General features: G+C 72.5%; 15 protein-coding genes. 12 read left to right on the top strand and 3 right to left on the bottom strand.

The features are described from left to right. The 7 genes from mftG to Q0444_RS06855 form a co-directional block, all read left to right on the top strand. A partial coding sequence (gene mftG, locus Q0444_RS06885) for a mycofactocin system GMC family oxidoreductase MftG (RefSeq protein ID WP_299022424.1) occupies positions 1-897 on the top strand: 897 nt, incomplete at its 5' end. 59 nt (positions 898-956) lie between these two features. Further along, a complete protein-coding gene (locus tag Q0444_RS06880) occupies positions 957-1880 on the top strand; it encodes an alpha/beta fold hydrolase (protein ID WP_291083721.1) in 924 nt (307 codons plus the stop codon). A gap of 156 nt (positions 1881-2036) precedes the next feature. Then, entirely contained in the window at positions 2037-2420 is a 384-nt protein-coding gene (gene trxA / locus Q0444_RS06875) for a thioredoxin (RefSeq protein ID WP_299022420.1), read from the top strand. 29 nt (positions 2421-2449) lie between these two features. Continuing rightward, positions 2450-4066 (top strand): FAD-dependent oxidoreductase, encoded by a 1617-nt coding sequence (locus Q0444_RS06870; protein WP_299022418.1) that lies wholly within the window; start codon positions 2450-2452, stop codon positions 4064-4066. 116 nt (positions 4067-4182) lie between these two features. After that, positions 4183-5304: an NDMA-dependent alcohol dehydrogenase gene (locus tag Q0444_RS06865; RefSeq protein ID WP_291083713.1), complete on the top strand. Its 1122-nt coding sequence runs from the start codon at positions 4183-4185 to the stop codon at positions 5302-5304. 130 nt (positions 5305-5434) lie between these two features. After that, the gene (locus Q0444_RS06860) at positions 5435-5701 is read left to right on the top strand and encodes a metal-sensitive transcriptional regulator (protein ID WP_291083710.1); all 267 of its coding nucleotides are present in this window, start codon (positions 5435-5437) and stop codon (positions 5699-5701) included. A gap of 71 nt (positions 5702-5772) precedes the next feature. Further along, a complete protein-coding gene (locus tag Q0444_RS06855; protein ID WP_291083707.1) occupies positions 5773-6159 on the top strand; it encodes a DUF302 domain-containing protein in 387 nt (128 codons plus the stop codon). On the opposite strand, the gene Q0444_RS06850 is transcribed toward Q0444_RS06855, so the two are convergent. Genes Q0444_RS06850 through Q0444_RS06840 form a run of 3 tightly spaced genes read right to left on the bottom strand, consistent with a single transcriptional unit; the run spans position 6149 to position 8258 of the window. Beyond that, entirely contained in the window at positions 6149-6655 is a 507-nt protein-coding gene (locus Q0444_RS06850) for a dihydrofolate reductase (protein WP_291083704.1), read from the bottom strand. The genes Q0444_RS06855 and Q0444_RS06850 overlap by 11 nt on opposite strands. Positions 6656-6683: 28 nt before the next feature. Further along, entirely contained in the window at positions 6684-7484 is an 801-nt protein-coding gene (locus Q0444_RS06845; protein ID WP_291083701.1) for a thymidylate synthase, read from the bottom strand. A 33-nt stretch (positions 7485-7517) separates the two neighbouring features. After that, complete coding sequence (locus tag Q0444_RS06840; RefSeq protein WP_291083698.1) at positions 7518-8258, bottom strand: 3'(2'),5'-bisphosphate nucleotidase CysQ; 741 nt, start codon at positions 8256-8258, stop codon at positions 7518-7520. 65 nt (positions 8259-8323) lie between these two features. Here Q0444_RS06840 and Q0444_RS06835 point away from each other — a divergent pair, with 65 nt between their 5' ends. The 5 genes from Q0444_RS06835 (at position 8324) to Q0444_RS06815 (ending at position 16253) form a co-directional block, all read left to right on the top strand. Continuing rightward, a complete protein-coding gene (locus tag Q0444_RS06835; RefSeq protein WP_299022413.1) occupies positions 8324-13066 on the top strand; it encodes an ATP-dependent helicase in 4743 nt (1580 codons plus the stop codon). Positions 13067-13152: 86 nt separating this feature from the next. After that, on the top strand, positions 13153-14079 hold the full coding sequence (locus Q0444_RS06830) for a cation diffusion facilitator family transporter (protein WP_291083688.1): 927 nt from the start codon (positions 13153-13155) through the stop codon (positions 14077-14079). A 32-nt stretch (positions 14080-14111) separates the two neighbouring features. Next, a complete protein-coding gene (locus Q0444_RS06825) occupies positions 14112-14588 on the top strand; it encodes a GNAT family N-acetyltransferase (protein ID WP_291083685.1) in 477 nt (158 codons plus the stop codon). Positions 14589-14625: 37 nt separating this feature from the next. Next, positions 14626-15501 (top strand): DNA-formamidopyrimidine glycosylase family protein, encoded by an 876-nt coding sequence (locus Q0444_RS06820; RefSeq protein WP_291083682.1) that lies wholly within the window; start codon positions 14626-14628, stop codon positions 15499-15501. Then, a complete protein-coding gene (locus Q0444_RS06815; RefSeq protein WP_291083679.1) occupies positions 15498-16253 on the top strand; it encodes an SDR family oxidoreductase in 756 nt (251 codons plus the stop codon). The genes Q0444_RS06820 and Q0444_RS06815 overlap by 4 nt, the downstream gene beginning before the upstream one ends. The last annotated feature ends 63 nt before the right edge of the window (positions 16254-16316 follow it).

Below are 16316 nucleotides of genomic sequence, written 5' to 3'. Positions count from 1 at the left end.
GCGCACGTGTCCGCGATCGCCCAGGCGCGTCGCGGCGACCGGCGGGTCACCGCGTTCGAGGCCTGGGACCCGGCCGGTGCGGGCGTCCGAGTGGTCGCCGGCGCACCGGTCCGGGAGCTGAGGTGGGCGGGCGGGCGCGTCGGGGGGAGGTGCGACGGCGTGGTCCTGGACAGCGACGAGGAGGTCGCCGCGCGCCAGGTGGTCCTGACGGCGGGGTCGATCGGGGCGGCGGCGCTGCTGCTGGCCTCCGGGATCGGCCCGGCGTCCGGCCACCCGGTCGGACGGGGGACGCAGGAGCACCCGGAGGTCTTGCTCGACCTGCCGGCCGCCGCGGCCGACGGTGCCCCCGGCGCCGACGGTGCCCCCGGCGGCTCCCTCCCGCCGCTGCTCTCCCACGTGGTGAGGCTCGGGATCCCGACGCGGCACGGGATCGCGGAGATCGAGGTCCGCCCGTACTCGGTTCCCCTGCACGAGGTCATCCCAGGGCTCGCGCCGCAGCCGCACCGGATCGGCATCGCGCTGATGAACCCCCTGGGCAGGGGCCAGATCGTCGGGGTCGGGGGCCCTGCCGGGGGCGCTGCCGGGTCCCGCCTCAGGATCGATCTGGCCGACGACCCGCGCGATATTGAGGCGTTGGCGGTGGGTGCCCTGATGGTCGCGGAGACCGTGGGCGTCGCGACCCCCGCCACCCCGCTGCTCTCGACCTCCCAGCACCTCACCGGATCCGCCGCCATCGGGGAGGTCGTGGACGGCTCCGGCCGCGTCCTCGGCGTGGGGGGCCTGCGGGTGGCCGACGCGTCGGTGTTCCCATCGATCCCACGCCGCGGCCCCTACTACTCCGTCCTGGCGGTGGCCGAGGACCTCGCCTCGCGGATGGCCGTGGAGCGCCCGTGGTAGAACGAGACGAGAACACGTTCCACCGATCGGGTCGGGACGCACGCCAGGGAGGCGCCGGAATGCCCAGCACGGAGACCACAGTGGAGCCCCGCGAGTTCACGGTGGAGCGGGACGGCGGCGTCACCCTGGTGGGGGAGGTGTGGGAGCCGGCCGGTGCCGACGGTGCCGGGACGCCCGTCGACGAGATCCTCATGCTGCACGGCGGCGCGCAGACGCGTCATTCGTGGAGCCGCGCGGCCCGGCGGCTGGCGGGGGAGGGCTACCGGGTCACCGCGATGGACGCCCGCGGCCACGGCGACAGCGATTGGGACCCCGAGGGGGACTACGACATCCACCGGATGTCCGCCGACCTCGAGGTGATCGTCGCCGAGCGGTTCCCCGACCGCCGGCCGGTGATCGTGGGGGCCTCCCTGGGTGGCCTCACGGCGATGCTCGCCCTGGGCTCGGGCAAGGACGTCGCCCGGGCGCTGGTGCTGGTCGACGTGGCCCCGAAGATCGAGGCGGCGGGGGTCGAACGGATCGGGGCCTTCATGCGGTCCGGTTTCGACGGCTTCGCCAGTCTCGAGGAGGCCGCCGAGCTGATCTCCGCCTACCAGCCCCACCGCCCGCGCCCCGCCAACCCGGAGGGGTTGCGCAAGAACCTCCGGTTGCGCGAGGACGGTCGCTGGCACTGGCACTGGGACCCCCGGTTCGCCGGCGGCGCGTCGGCGGTCAACGCGGAGGTCGGCACCGCCTTCTTCGAGACCCTGGTGCCGTCGATCACGCAGCCCACCATGCTGATCCGGGGCTCCGCGTCCGACATCGTCAGCGACGAGTCCGTCCGCCACCTGCTCGAGCTCCTGCCGCACGCCCACACCATGGAGGTGGCGGACGCCGGGCACATGGTGGCGGGGGACGACAACGCAGTCTTCCTGGACCAGCTCGAGTGGTTCCTCGCCGACGTGCTGGGGTCGCCGCCCCGTTCGGGGGCGGGGCGGGAATAGTCCCGCCCCGTCGGCGTTGTCTTGCTCTGTACGGATACACATACCCTGCGGGGTATTGTTTTCGCGGAAGGTCGTCGCCGGCGCGGGGTATCCGTAGGCTGGCGACGGAATGCGACGGGGCGAGAGCCGCCCCGTCGGCGCAAGGAGGGCATTCGTATGACCACCGTCGACATCACGACCGCCGACTTCGAGAGCACCGTCACCGAGAACGACATCGTCCTGGTGGACTTCTGGGCCGAGTGGTGCGGTCCCTGCAAGGCGTTCGGTCCGGTCTTCGAGAAGGTCTCCGGCAAGAACCCCGAGATCACCTTCGCCAAGGTCGACACGGACGCCGAGCAGCAGCTCGGTGCCATGCTGCAGATCCAGTCCATCCCCACGCTCATGGCGTTCCGGGAGGGCATCGCCGTGTTCCGCCACTCGGGCGCGATCCCCGAGAAGGCGCTCGACGACCTGGTGGCCCAGATCAAGGGCCTGGACATGGACGAGGTCCGCAAGGCCGTCGACGAGGCACAGGCCCAGCAGGGCCAAGCGCAGCCCTGATCCGGCCCACCACGCGGAGAGCGAGTCACATGAAGATCGTCATCGTCGGGGGGGTCGCGGGCGGCATGTCCGCCGCGACGCGCCTCCGTCGGTTGTCCGAAGACGCCGACATCACGGTCGTCGAACGCAGCGGGTACGTCTCGTTTGCCAACTGCGGGCTGCCGTACCACGTCGGCGGGGTGATCGAGGACCGCTCGGCGCTGCTCCTGCAGACCCCGCAGTCCCTGGCCGCCAGGTTCGGCATCCGCGTGCTCGTCGGGCACGAGGTCACCTCCGTCGACCGGGGCGGCCGCGTCGTCCAGGTCACCGGTCCGGACGGCGAGGCGAGCCTGGACTACGACGCCCTCGTGCTGTCCCCGGGCGCGCGCCCGGTGCGGCCGCCCATCCCGGGGATCGAACGCGCCCTGTCGCTGCGCGACATCGAGGACACCGACGCGATGGTCGACGCGGTGTCGGGGGACGTCGGGTCGGTCGTCGTGATCGGCGGGGGCTTCATCGGGATCGAGCTCGCGGAGAACCTCCGGCACCGGGGCCTCGACGTGACGATCGTCGAGGCCGCGGATCAAGTGATGGCCCCGCTCGACCCGGAGATGGCGGCCTTCGTCCACCAGCGGCTCCGCGAGAGCGGGGTGGTGCTCCATCTGGGCGCGGGCGTGTCGGCGATCGGGGAGCGCGACGTCACCCTCGCCGACGGGTCGACGGTGCCGGCGGACATCGTGGTGGCCGCGATCGGCGTGCGCCCCGATTCCACCCTCGCCACCGACGCGGGGCTCGAGGTGGACGAGCGCGGCGGGATCGTGGTCGACGAGGCCATGCGGACCTCCGACCCGGCGATCTACGCCGTCGGCGACGCCGTGGTCAAGCGGGACGCCGTGGACGGCTCGGCCGTCATGGTCCCGCTGGCCAACACCGCCAACCGCCAGGGCCGCATGGTCGCGGACGTCATCATGGGCCGCGCCGCCGCCGACCGTCCGGTCCTCGGCACCGCCATCGTCGGGGTCTTCGGACTCCAGGTGGCCACCACCGGCTGGAACGCCAAGCGGCTCGCCGCCGCCGGGCGCCCCTTCCGGCAGATCCACACGCACCCCGCCTCGCACGCCGGCTACTACCCGGGTGCGGCGGGCCTGCACCTCAAGCTACTGGTGGACCCGGAGACGGACGCGATCCTCGGTGCCCAGGCGCTCGGCGAGGACGGTGCGGACAAGCGGATCGACGTGATCGCCACCGCGATGGCGGGCGGCATCACGGCCTCCCGGCTGGCCGACCTCGAGCTGGCCTACGCGCCAGCCTTCGGCTCGGCCAAGGATCCGGTCAACATGCTCGGCTACGTCGCCGGCAACCTCCGCGACGGCACCGTGAAGAGCCTTCAGTGGGACGAGGTGGCGGACCGGGTGTCCGCGGGCGACGTCCTGCTCGACACCCGGACCCCCGAGGAGGTGGCGGCGGGAGCGATCCCGGGCGCGGTGAACATCCCGGTCGACGACCTGCGGGACCGGCTCGGCGAGCTGCCCGAGGGCAGCGTCGTGGCGTACTGCGCGGTCGGCGTCCGCGGCTACCTGGCCGCCCGGATCCTCACCCAGTCCGGGCGCGAGGCGGTCAATCTGGACGGCGGGTACACCACCTGGCGGGCGGCCACCGGGGCCTGAGGCGCCCTAACTGGAACAGGTTCATGCATACGCGGCACGCCGTGCAAGAATGCGGATACCGTAATGAGAACACGTTCCAGTGACGGGCCCGGCCCGTCGCCCCCGGAGGGAGTCGCATGAAGACCAAGGCCGCCATCGCCCGCGAGTTGGGCAAGCCGTTCGAGATCGTCGAGGCGGAGCTCGACGGCCCGAACTTCGGCGAGGTGCTGGTGAAGTGGAAGGTCGCCGGCCTGTGCCACTCGGACCTGCACATCACCAGCGGTGACCTGCCGGGTCGCCTCCCGATCGTCGGCGGCCACGAGGGCGCGGGCGTCGTCCAGGCCGTCGGCGAGGGCGTGACCCACGTCAAGCCCGGCGACCACGTGGTGGGCTCCTTCATCCCGGCGTGCGGCAAGTGCTCGGCGTGCGCGCGGGGCATGACCAACCTCTGCGACGGCGGGCTCAACGGCACCATCGGCGAGATGGCCGACGGGCGCTACCCCTTCGCGCTCGCCAACGGCGAGACCGCGGGGGCGATGTGCACCCTCGGGACGTTCTCGCAGTACACCGTGGCCAACATGAACTCGGTGGTCAAGATCCAGGACTGGATCCCGTTCGAGGTCGCCGCGCTCGTCGGCTGCGGCGTCACCACAGGCTGGGGTTCGGCCGTCTACTCCGCCGACGTCCGCGCGGGCGACACCGTCGTGGTCTTCGGCATCGGCGGCATCGGGATCAACGCGATCCAGGGGGCCAAGCACGCCGGCGCGCGCTTCATCATCGCCATCGACACCGACGAGACGAAGCTGCCCAAGGCGACGGAGTTCGGTGCCACCCACGTCTACTCCGACGTCGATCAGGCCAAGGCCGAGCTGCCGGCCCTGACCTGGGGCAACATGGCGGAGAAGGCGATCATCACCATCGGTGTGGCCGACGCCAAGGTCACCGCGGACGCGGTGGACATGGTGGGCAAGCGCGGCGTCGTGGTCCTCACCTCGATGGGCGGCCTCGACAACCAGTCCATCAACCTCACGGGCCTGTTCGTCTCGCAGTACGAGAAGGTGATCAAGGGCTCGCTGTTCGGCTCGGCCAACGCCTTCCACGACATCCCCAACATCCTCCGGCTGTGGGACGAGAAGCAGCTCAAGCTGGACGAGCTCATCACCCACCGCTTCACCCTGGACCAGGTGAACGAGGGGTACGAGATCATGGAGCGCGGCGGCGAGGGCATGGTCCGGGGGATCATCGTCCACGACGACTGACCGGCGCGACGACCGACTGGCGGCAATATACCCCCGTGGGTACACTGGCTCGAACCGGTGGAACCACGGGGGTCTCGCCCAGGTCCACCGGTTCAGCCCCGAGACCACAAGTGCTCCATGGAGGTGCGCGATGGCCGACACCGACCCTCGGCAACAGGTCCTCAACCGGCTGCGCCGCGCGCGCGGCCAGCTCAACGCCGTGATCGACATGGTCGAGCAGGAGAACTCCTGCAAGGACATCGTCACCCAGCTGGCCGCCGTGTCCAAGGCGCTCGACCGTGCCGGGTTCAAGATCATCAGCACCAACCTCCAGGAGTGCCTCGCCAGGGACGGGGAGCCGGGCGAGGACGGCGCCTCGCTCGCCGAGCTGGAGAAGCTGTTCCTCTCGCTCGCCTGACCCGCCGTCGGCGGCGTGCGACACTGGACCCGGGATTCCCCGGAGACACCCGAACAGAGGCGGAGGCCGTCATGGACGTCAGCATCGGAACGTACACCGAGATGGGGTTCGACGAGGCGGTGGAGTCGACCCGCAAGGCGCTCGCCGATCGCGGGTTCGGCATCCTCCACGAGATCGATTTCACGGCGACCCTCAAGAACAAGATCGACAAGGACATCGAGCGCGTGCTCATCCTGGGCGCGTGCAATCCCGAGTTCGCGGGCAAGGCGTTCGACGTGAACAAGGAGGTCGCCCTGTTGATCCCCTGCAACGTCGTGGTCCGCGAATCCGGTGGCGGGTGCATCATCGAGGCGCAGAACCCCGGACTGTTGGCCCAGGTCATCTCCGGTGGCCTGCAGGACCTCGCGGACGGCCTCTCCGCCGAGATGCGCTCGATGATGAAGGACCTCACCCGCTGAGCACCCGGCGCCGCCACGTGGTGTGACGGTGCCTCACCTCGTCGTCGTACCCCTCCACCCGGCTCCGCGGATCGGTGATCCAGTCACCCACCTCCACCCGCTCCCATGCCCCGTCCAGCGCGGGTGCCCGCACCGTCCCGGGGGCGTCGGCGTCGATCTCGGTGACCAGGCACTCGCCCGCCCGGTCCAGCGCGGCGGCGTAGATCTGCCCGCCGCCCATCACCACCGCGTCGGGGCCCGCCAGCGTGAGCGCCTCGTCCACCGATCCCGCGCGGTCGGCGCCCTCGGCGGACCACCGCGGGTCGCGCGTGCACACGATGTTGCGGCGGCCGGGCAGGGGCCGGAAGCGTGCGGGCAGCGACTCCCACGTCGCCCGCCCCATCACCACGGGCGACCCGGTGGTGGCCTGCTTGAAGAAGGCCAGGTCCTCGGGGATGTGCCACGGCATGCCGCGGCCGTCGCCGATCACCCCGCCGCGGGCCTGGGCCCACACCATCCGCACCGGCACCGTCCGGAGCCCCGTCTCAGACCGCCACCGGGGCCTTGATGCCCGGGTGGTGCCTGTAACCGACCATCTCGAGGTGGTCGTAGGTGTAGTCGAAGAGCGAGTCCGCCCGGCGCAGGCGCAGCTCGGGGTAGGGGTACGGCTCGCGGGACAGCTGCGTCCGGACCTGCTCCACGTGGTTGTCATAGATGTGGCAGTCGCCGCCGGTCCACACGAACTCGCCCACCTCGAGCCCCACCTGCTGGGCCACCATGTGGGTGAGCAGCGAGTAGGACGCGATGTTGAACGGCACCCCCAGGAACAGGTCGGCACTACGTTGGTAGAGCTGGCAGCTCAGCCGGCCGTCGGCCACGTAGAACTGGAACAGCAGGTGGCAGGGGGGCAGGGCCATCCGGGACAGCTCGCCGACGTTCCACGCCGAGACGATGTTGCGGCGCGAGTCCGGGTCGGTGCGCAGCAGGTCGACGGAGTTCGCGATCTGGTCGATGTGGCGACCGTCCGGGGTCGGCCACGACCGCCACTGCACGCCGTAGACGGGGCCGAGCTCGCCCTCCGCGTCGGCCCACTCGTCCCAGATGGTCACCCCGTTGTCGCGGAGCCAGCCCACGTTGGAGTCGCCGCGCAGGAACCACAGCAGCTCGTAGGCGACGGACTTGAAGTGGACCCGCTTGGTGGTGATCAGGGGGAACCCGGCGGACAGATCGTATCGCAGCTGATGGCCGAACAGGCTCCGCGTCCCGGTTCCCGTGCGGTCGGACTTGGCGGCGCCCTGTTCCAGGACGAGTCGGAGCAGATCCTCGTACGGGGTGGGGACGGTCATGGTGCGCAGTCTACTGAGGCGGGCAGGGTCCGCTCAGGCAGGCAGCTCCGCCGCCGCCGCGAGCATCGACTCGGCGAGTTCGGGCCGGCACACCAGGATGTCCGGGGAGTAGGTGTCCTCCTTGTTGAACTCAATCGGTGTGCCGTCGAGCCTCGACGCGTGGAGCCCGGCCGCGAGCGCGACACCCACCGGCGCGGCCTGGTCCCACTCGTTCTGGCCGCCCGCGTGGAAGTAGGCGTCGGCGTCACCGAGCAGGACGGACAGCATCTTGGCCCCGGCCGACCCCATGGGTCGGATCGCCATCCCGAGGGCGTCCGCCACGTGCTGCGCCCCGGCCGGCGGGTTGTTGCGGCTGATGACCAGGGTGCCGGAGTACGGCCCGTCCACGTGGTCGACGTGGTCGGAGCGGAACACCCGACCCGAGTCGGGGAGGCCGACCGAGGCGACGGTGGGAACGCCGTCGACGACCAGCGCCACGTGGACCGACCAGTCGGAGCGTCCCGTGGAGAACTCCTTGGTGCCGTCGATCACGTCGATGATCCAGACCCGCGACTTCACGAGCCTGCTGAGGTCGTCGGACACGCCCTCCGAGAGGGTCCCGTCGTCCGGCCGGTGCACCGCGAGCACCTCGTCGGTCCAGTTCTGGGCCACCTCGTTGGCGACGCGGGCGAGCGATCGTCCGCTGAGCAGGCCGCCCGAGCGCGTGCCCCGGACGATGTCCCCGATTCCGGTGGCGAGGTAGCAGGCCAGGTCGCAGTCGTCGAGTTCGCGCATGCCCACACTCTACGGAGGCGGTCGGGCGCCGGGACGGTGTCGGAGGCGTAGGTCATCATGGGTTCATGTCAGACGCCCTGGAACGGTTCCACCCGGCCACCGCCTCGTGGTTCCGTGGCGCGTTCGGCCGCGCGACCCCCGCGCAGGCGGGGGCGTGGGCGTCGATCGCCAGCGGGGCGCACACCCTGGTCGTCGCCCCCACGGGGTCGGGCAAGACGCTGTCGGCGTTCCTCGCCGCGCTCGACCGCCTGATGCTGGGGGACGTCGGACCCGGGGCCCCGACCGATCCCACACCGGGCACGCGCGTCCTCTACATCTCACCCCTCAAGGCGCTGGCGGTGGACGTGGAGCGCAACCTGCGGGCCCCGCTCGCGGGGATCGAGCGGGCGGCGGCGGCCCTCGGCGTCGAGACCGCGGGTGTCACCGTGGGCATCCGGACCGGCGACACCCCCACGGAGGAGCGGCGTCGGCAACGCTCGAGGCCGCCGCACGTCCTGGTGACCACACCCGAGTCGTTGTTCCTGCTCCTCACATCGGCGGCGCGCGAGACGTTGACCACGGTCGACACCGTGATCATCGACGAGATCCACGCCGTGGCCGGGAGCAAGCGCGGCGCGCACCTGGCTCTGAGCCTCGAGCGCCTGGACGAGCTGCTGGACGCCCCCGCGCAGCGGGTGGGCCTGTCCGCCACCGTCCGGCCGCACTCCGAGGTGGCCCGCTTCCTGGCGGGGGAACGGCCGGTCACCGTGGTGGCGCCCGCGTCGGAGAAGCGGTTCGAGCTCTCGGTCCGGGTCCCCGTGGAGGACATGGCGGACCTGTCGTCGGCGCGCAACGGGCTCCCCGACGGGGCCGCCGCGCCGCCGGGCACCCCGGGCGAGGGGTCGATCTGGCCACACGTCGAGCGACAGGTGGTGGATCTGGTCACCGCCCACCGCTCCACGATCGTGTTCGTCAACTCCCGCCGCCTGGCAGAGCGGCTCACCGCGCGGCTCAACGAGATCTACGCGGAGGACACCGAGCCGGGATCCCTCCCGCCCGCGCCGGCCAGGCCGCCCGCGCAGATCATGGTTCCCTCCGAGGTCTCGCGCGGCGCCCCGGCCGAGCTCGCGATGGCCCATCACGGGTCCGTGTCCAAGGAGCGGCGGGCGCTCATCGAGGACGCGCTCAAGTCCGGCCGGCTCCGCGCCGTGGTGGCCACGTCGTCGCTCGAGCTGGGCATCGACATGGGGGCGGTGGACCTGGTGGTCCAGGTGGAGTCGCCGCCGTCGGTGGCGTCCGGGCTCCAGCGCGTCGGCCGCGCCGGGCACCAGGTCGGCGAGGTCTCCCGGGCGGTGGTGTTCCCCAAGCACCGCGCCGACCTGGTGCACAGCGCGGTGACGGTCGAGCGGATGCTCGAGGGTGCGATCGAGGCGCTCGCGGTCATCTCCAACCCGCTCGACGTCCTGGCGCAGCAGACGGTGGCCGCGTGCGCGCTCGAGTCGATCGACGTGGAGGACTGGTTCGCCGCCGTCCGCCGGACCGCCCCGTACGTCGGCCTGCCGCGGTCGGCGTTCGAGGCGACGCTGGACATGCTCGCGGGCAAATACCCGTCCGCGGACTTCGCCGAGCTCAGGCCGCGGTTGGTGTGGGACCGCGACGCCGGGACCCTCACAGGCCGACCGGGCGCGCAGCGACTCGCCGTCACCTCCGGCGGCACCATCCCGGACCGCGGGCTGTTCGGGGTGTTCATGGTGGGCGAGAAGGCCACCCGGGTCGGGGAACTGGACGAGGAGATGGTCTACGAGTCGCGGGTCGGTGACGTGTTCGCGCTCGGGGCGTCGAGCTGGCGCGTGGAGGAGATCACGCACGACAGGGTCCTGGTCACCCCCGCCCCCGGCGGGACGGGACGGCTGCCGTTCTGGCTCGGCGACGACCAGGGCCGGCCCGCCGAGCTGGGGCGCGCCCTCGGCGGGTTCCTCCGCGAGGGGGGCGGCGGGGCCCACGACGAGGTGGTCTCCCGCCTCGACGCCGCCGGGCTGGACCTCAACGCCTCGACCAACCTGCGGCGCTACCTGGCCGAGCAGCGGGAGGCCACCGGCCACGTCCCCAGCGACACCACGCTCGTCGTGGAGCGGTTCCGCGACGAGGTGGGCGACTGGCGGATCGTCCTGCACTCGCCGTTCGGCGCCCGCGTCCACTGGCCCTGGGCCGAGGCGGTCCGCGCGCGGCTCGCCGCCGCGCACGGGTTCGACGCCGTGCCGGTGGTGTCCGACGACGGGATCATCCTGCGGGTGCCGGACACGATCGACGACGGCGAGGTGGGCGCCCGCCCGGGGGCCGAGCTCTTCGCGATCAGCGCCGAGGAGGCCGTGGACCTGGTGACCCGGCACGTGGGCGGGTCGGCGCTGTTCGCCTCGCGGTTCCGGGAGTGCTCGGCGCGGGCCCTGCTCTTCCCGCGCCTCGACCCCGGCCGGCGGGCCCCGTTGTGGCAGCAACGGCAGAAGTCAGCGCAGCTGCTGGACGTGGCGCGCCGCTACCCCGATTTCCCCATGATCCTCGAGGCCGTCCGCGAGTGCCTGCAGGACGTCTACGACGTGCCGGCGCTCGAACGGCTGCTGGGGGAGATCGAGTCGCGGACCGTGCGGATCGTCGAGGTGGACACCCCGAGCGCCTCGCCGTTCGCCCAGTCGCTGCTCTTCGACTACGTCGGCGCGTTCCTCTACGAGGGCGACTCCCCGCTGGCAGAGAAGCGGGCGGCGGCGCTCGCGATAGACCCGACCCTCCTGGGTCAGCTCCTGGGTCGCGTGGAGCTGCGGGAACTGCTCGACGCCGAGGTGCTGGATTCGATCGAGCGTCGGCTCCAGCACCTCGAGCCCGAGCGCGCGGCCCGCGACGCCGAGGCCGTGGCGGACCTCCTGCGTCTGCTCGGCCCGCTCACGGCCGGGGAGGTCGCCGAGCGGTCGACCGATCCGGAGGCGGTGCCGGGGTGGCTGGCCTCGCTGTCCCGGGCGCTGCGCATCGTGTCCGTCGAGCACGCGGGTCGGACCTGGTGGGCCGGGGTCGAGGACGTGAACAGGCTCCGAGACGGACTGGGCGTGCCCCCGCCGGCCGGGGTGCCCTCGGCGTTCCTCGGCGACGTGGCGGACCCGCTCGGCGAGCTGATCCGCCGGTACGCGCGGACCCACGGCCCGTTCACCGTGGACGCCGTCGCGGGTCGATTCGGGTTGGGCGTCGCGGTGGCCCGCGGGGTGCTCGACCGGCTGACCTCGTCGGGGACGCTGCTGGCGGGGGAGTTCCGTCCCGGCGTCACGGGTTCGGAGTGGTGCGACGCCGAGGTGCTGCGGCACATCCGCCGCCGCTGCCTCGCGGCGTTGCGCAGCCAGATCGAGCCGGTGTCGCACTCGGCGCTGGCCCGGTTCCTGCCCGGCTGGCAGGGACTGGGGGCGGCGTCCGGCCCCGGCGTCGGCCCCGGCGTCGGACCCGGCGTCGGCCCCGGCACGGAGTCCGGCGTCGACGGCGTCCTGGCGGTGATCGAGCAACTCGACGGGCTCGCGCTGCCCGCCTCCGCCCTCGAGCCGCTGGTCCTCGCGCCCCGGGTCTGCGACTACTCCCCGGCGATGCTCGACGAGCTCCTCGCGGGGGGCGAGGTGATCTGGAGCGGGCGGGGCCGGGCGGGATCCCGCGACGGCTGGGTCTCCCTGCATCCGGCGGACACGGCCGGGGCGACGCTGCCGCTCGATCGACCGCAGCCGGACGGGGCGGTCCACCTCGCCGTCGTCGACTCCCTCCGCGGCGGCGCCCTGTTCTTCCGCGACGTGGTCACCAGAGTCAAGGAGGCGGCGGCGGTCGCGACGGCGGGCAGCGCCGGTACCGAGGGCCCCGCCACCGAGACCCCCGCCACCGGGACCCCCGTGACCGAGGCGGCCGTCCGCGACGCGCTCTGGGACCTGGTGTGGGACGGCGCCGTCACCAACGACACGCTCGCCCCGCTGCGCGCCGTGCTGGCCGGCGGTGGGTCCTCCGGCTCGGGCACCGCGCACCGCTCGCCGCGCTCGTCCGCCAGGCCCCGCCGGGCTCGGCTGGGGCGGACCACCATGGCGCAGCTGGGGGGTGCGATGGCCGCCGGCACCCGCACCCCGCCGGTGGTGGCCGGTCGCTGGTCGCTGGTGCCGGAGCCGGTCACCGACGCGACGGTGCGCGCGCACGCCTGGGCCGAGACGCTCCTGCTCCGGCACGGCGTGGTGACCCGGGGGGCGGTCGAGGCCGAGGAGATCCCGGGAGGGTTCGCCGCGGTCTACAAGGTGCTGGCACAGATGGAGGACTCGGGCCGCTGCCGCCGCGGCTACTTCGTCGACGGACTCGGCGCCGCCCAGTTCGCGGCCGGCAACACGGTCGACAGGCTGCGCGGCTTCGACGACACCGCCGACGACGCCCGCTGGCCCTCCGGTGCCGAGGACCCGGTCGTCCGGGTCCTCGCCGCAACCGACCCGGCCAACCCGTACGGGGCGGCGCTTCCGTGGCCCCCGGGCGCCGACGGCGGGTCCGGGCACCGGCCCGGCAGGAAGGCGGGTGCGCTGGTGGTGCTGGTCGACGGGCTGTGCGCGCTGTTCGTCGAACGTGGCGGCAGAACCGTCCTGGTGCTCGACGAGCGTCCCGAGGCCGTGCCCCTCGCGGCGTCCGCACTCGTCGGGGCCGTGCGGTCGGGCGCCGTCGGCCCGCTCACCGTGACGACCGTCAACGGCGAGCCGGTGCACACCTCGCCCGTCGCGGCGGCCTTCGAGTCCGCGGGCTTCGGGATCACGCCCAAGGGGCTGCGCATCAGGCGGTGACCCCAGCCGCACCACCTCCGCATTGAGGCCCGCCGCGAGACGGGTTAGAATATGCGCATTGATGCATGTGACGCGAGGGGGCTCGAATGGGTGCCGGACATTCACACGGGCCCGGCTCCGCGGGCGACCGTCCGACGGGTCATGCCGGGGCGCGTTTCCGGGAGGCACTCGGGGCCGCGTTCGCGTTGACGGCGGCGTTCTTCCTGGTCGAGCTGGTCGCCGGCCTCGTCTCCGGCTCCCTGGCGCTACTCTCCGACGCCGGGCACATGGCGGCCGACGTGGTGGCACTCGGCGCCGCGCTGCTGGCGACGGTGATCGCCGCGCGCCCGGATACCACCGGCCGCCGCACCTTCGGCCACTACCGCATCGAGATCTTCGCCTCCGGGCTGGCGGTCCTCATCATGCTCGGGATGGGCGTCTACGTCCTGGCGGAGGCGATCCGCAGGGCGGGGTCGCCCGCCCCCGTCGCGACCGGGACCATGCTGCTGGTCGGAGCCCTGGGTCTTGTCGTCAACGTCATCTCGCTGGTCCTGCTTCGTGGCGGGTCGTCCGAGAGCCTCGCGGTGCGCGGCGCCTATCTCGAGGTGGTGGCCGACGCCGCCGGATCGGTCGGGGTGATCGCCGCCGCGCTGCTCATGCGGGCCACCGGCTCCACGGTGTGGGACCTCGCGGTGGCCGTGGCGATCGCGGTGTTCATCGTGGTGCGAGCGGTGATGCTCGGCCGGCAGGTCGTGTCGGTGTTGGCGCAACACGCGCCCGCCGGGGTCGATCCGGCGGCGGTGGAGACCGGACTCGCCGCCGTCCGGGGAGTCGAGGAGGTGCACGACCTGCACCTGTGGACTCTGACCTCCGGCATGGACGTGGGCACCGTCCATCTGGTGGTGCACGCCGACGCCGGCCACGCCGAGGTGCTCGACGAGGCGCGCGTCCTGCTCGAGGGGCACGGGATCGAGCACGTGACGGTGCAGATCGAGACCTCCGGTGCGGTCGGGTGTCGGGAGCTGGGATGGTGAGCCGGGGCGGTGGTCCGGAGGGCGCGCCGGGAATGCCTCTCCGGCCGCTCCCCGACGCCGAGGCCCCGCTTCTGGTCGAGGCCACCGTGATGAACGTCAACTGGTCCGGCCGACAGCTCGTCACCGCGGCGGACGTCGTTCGTGAGGCCGACCTCGCGCGGTACACGGTCCTCGACCGCGCTCGGGGCGACGAGGCGTGGGTGGCGGGCGATCGAGGCTCGGTCGTGGGGCTGGTGTGGTACCTGTTCCTCGACGCCGCCGACCCGGGGTACGGCTACGTGGCCGACGAGGTGCCGGAGCTCTGTGTCTGTGTGTGGCCGGGCCATCGCGGCGCCGGGTTGGGGGAGCGGCTGGTCCGGCATGCCTGCGATCGTGCGGCCGATCGGGGGGTGACGCGGATTTCGCTCAGCGTCGAGACGGGGAATCCGGCACGGCGGTTGTACGAGCGGCTCGGGTTCGTCGACGTCCCGGGCGCTGACGAGGGCACCATGGTCCGCACACTCACCTAGGGCCCGCGCCGGTCCTGCAGACGAACGGGGGTCCGAGATGCCGGAAGGCGATTCCGTCCACCGGGCGGCCAAGCGGGTCCGGGAGGCGCTGGCCGGCCGGACCCTGGAGCGGGCCGAACTCCGCGTCCCGCGGTTCGCGGCGGTGGACCTGCGCGGCAGGACGGTGGAGACGGCCAGGTCGAGGGGAAAGCACCTCTTCGTCGTCGTCGGCCCCGACGCCCTGGGTCGCGACCCCGTCACCCTCCACATCCACCTCAAGATGGAGGGCCGGATCCACGTCCATCCCGCCGGGCAGCGGTGGCGGTTCCCCGGTCACACCGCGCGGCTGGTCCTGGCCGCGGACGGCACCGAGGTGGTGGGCACCGAGTTGGGGTTGTTGCGCGCGCTGGACCCGGCCGAGGCCGAGCGCGCCGTCGAGCACCTCGGCCCCGACCTGCTGGGCGCGGACTGGGATCCCGAGGCCAGCGTCGCGGAGGTGCTGCGGCGGATCTCGCGGCGCCCCGTCCGGACGATCGGGGAGGCGCTGCTGGACCAGCGCAACCTCGCCGGGATCGGCACGGTCTACCGCGCGGAGCTGTGCTTCCTGCGCGGCCTCGATCCGCGCGACCCGGTCGAGACGGTCGCGGACCTGCGTGCGGTGGTGGTCCTCGCGCGGCGGCTGCTCGTGGCCAACGCCGACCGCGCCGTCAGGGTGACCACGGGCGACACCCGTCGTGGTCGCAGACTGTGGGTGTACGGGCGCGACGGCATGCCGTGTCGTCGGTGCGGGGCCCGGGTGGAGACCTTCCGTCTGGGGGGCCTGGCGGACCCGGACGAACCCAGCGATTCGCTGGACCGAATCGCCTACCGTTGCCCGTCCTGTCAGCCGCGTCGTGCCACACTGGCCCGACCATCATCGGAGGAGAACACGTGACCGAGCGCAAGACCATTCTCATCACCGGAGCGAGTTCGGGTCTCGGCGAGGGCATGGCTCGCCGCTGGGCGGCGAAGGGCAGGAACCTCGCGCTCTGCGCCCGTCGCCTGGACCGGCTCGAGGAGCTCCGCGCCGAACTCCTGGCGGCTCACCCCACGATCACCGTGGCCGTCCGCCAACTCGACGTGGCCGACGGCGATGCCGTGGAGACGGTCTTCCGGGAACTCGACGCCGAGCTCGGGGGGATCGATCGGTTCGTGCTGAACGCCGGCCTGGGCAAGGGCGCGTCGATCGGCACGGGAAAGGCCCACGCCAACAGGGAGACGGCGATGGTCAACGTGATCGGCACGCTCAACCAGGCCGAGGCGGCGATGGAGCTGATGCTCGCTCGAGGTGAGGGCCACCTGGTGTTCATCTCCTCGGTGAGCTCGCTGCGCGGCATGCCCAAGGCGCAGAACACCTACGGCGCCACCAAGGCGTTCGTCTCCTCGCTCGCGCAGGGCCTCCACGCGGAGCTGGACAGCGCGGGGAGCCGGATCGTGGTGACCGACATCCTGCCCGGGTACATCCGCACCGACATCAACCGTTCGGTCAAGACCCCACTCATGACCGAGTTCGACCAGGGTGTCGACGCTCTGGTCAAGGCGATCGATTCCGAACCGACCCGCGCGCTCGTGCCGACCACGCCGTGGATCGCGATCGGCCCGCTGCTCTCCCTGCTCCCCGAGAAGGTCAGCCGCAGGTTCGTCTGACCCGTCCCCTCAGAAGGGTGGGGGGTCGAGGAGTTCGTCGAGGAGGTGGCGGATTTCTTGTTC

The sequence above is a fragment of the uncultured Dietzia sp. genome, assembly GCF_937873725.1.
GTDB lineage: Bacteria > Actinomycetota > Actinomycetes > Mycobacteriales > Mycobacteriaceae > Dietzia.
Note: the sequence above shows the minus strand (reverse complement) of the source record. Positions and strands in the feature narration are given on the sequence as shown.

Coding starts and splice junctions, on each gene's coding strand:
- Q0444_RS06880 (WP_291083721.1), top strand. CDS start 957: ATGCCCAGCACGGAGACCACAGTGGAGCCCCGCGAGTTCACGGTGGAG.
- trxA (WP_299022420.1), top strand. CDS start 2,037: ATGACCACCGTCGACATCACGACCGCCGACTTCGAGAGCACCGTCACC.
- Q0444_RS06870 (WP_299022418.1), top strand. CDS start 2,450: ATGAAGATCGTCATCGTCGGGGGGGTCGCGGGCGGCATGTCCGCCGCG.
- Q0444_RS06865 (WP_291083713.1), top strand. CDS start 4,183: ATGAAGACCAAGGCCGCCATCGCCCGCGAGTTGGGCAAGCCGTTCGAG.
- Q0444_RS06860 (WP_291083710.1), top strand. CDS start 5,435: ATGGCCGACACCGACCCTCGGCAACAGGTCCTCAACCGGCTGCGCCGC.
- Q0444_RS06855 (WP_291083707.1), top strand. CDS start 5,773: ATGGACGTCAGCATCGGAACGTACACCGAGATGGGGTTCGACGAGGCG.
- Q0444_RS06850 (WP_291083704.1), bottom strand. CDS start 6,655: ATGGTGTGGGCCCAGGCCCGCGGCGGGGTGATCGGCGACGGCCGCGGC.
- Q0444_RS06845 (WP_291083701.1), bottom strand. CDS start 7,484: ATGACCGTCCCCACCCCGTACGAGGATCTGCTCCGACTCGTCCTGGAA.
- Q0444_RS06840 (WP_291083698.1), bottom strand. CDS start 8,258: ATGCGCGAACTCGACGACTGCGACCTGGCCTGCTACCTCGCCACCGGA.
- Q0444_RS06835 (WP_299022413.1), top strand. CDS start 8,324: ATGTCAGACGCCCTGGAACGGTTCCACCCGGCCACCGCCTCGTGGTTC.
- Q0444_RS06830 (WP_291083688.1), top strand. CDS start 13,153: ATGGGTGCCGGACATTCACACGGGCCCGGCTCCGCGGGCGACCGTCCG.
- Q0444_RS06825 (WP_291083685.1), top strand. CDS start 14,112: ATGCCTCTCCGGCCGCTCCCCGACGCCGAGGCCCCGCTTCTGGTCGAG.
- Q0444_RS06820 (WP_291083682.1), top strand. CDS start 14,626: ATGCCGGAAGGCGATTCCGTCCACCGGGCGGCCAAGCGGGTCCGGGAG.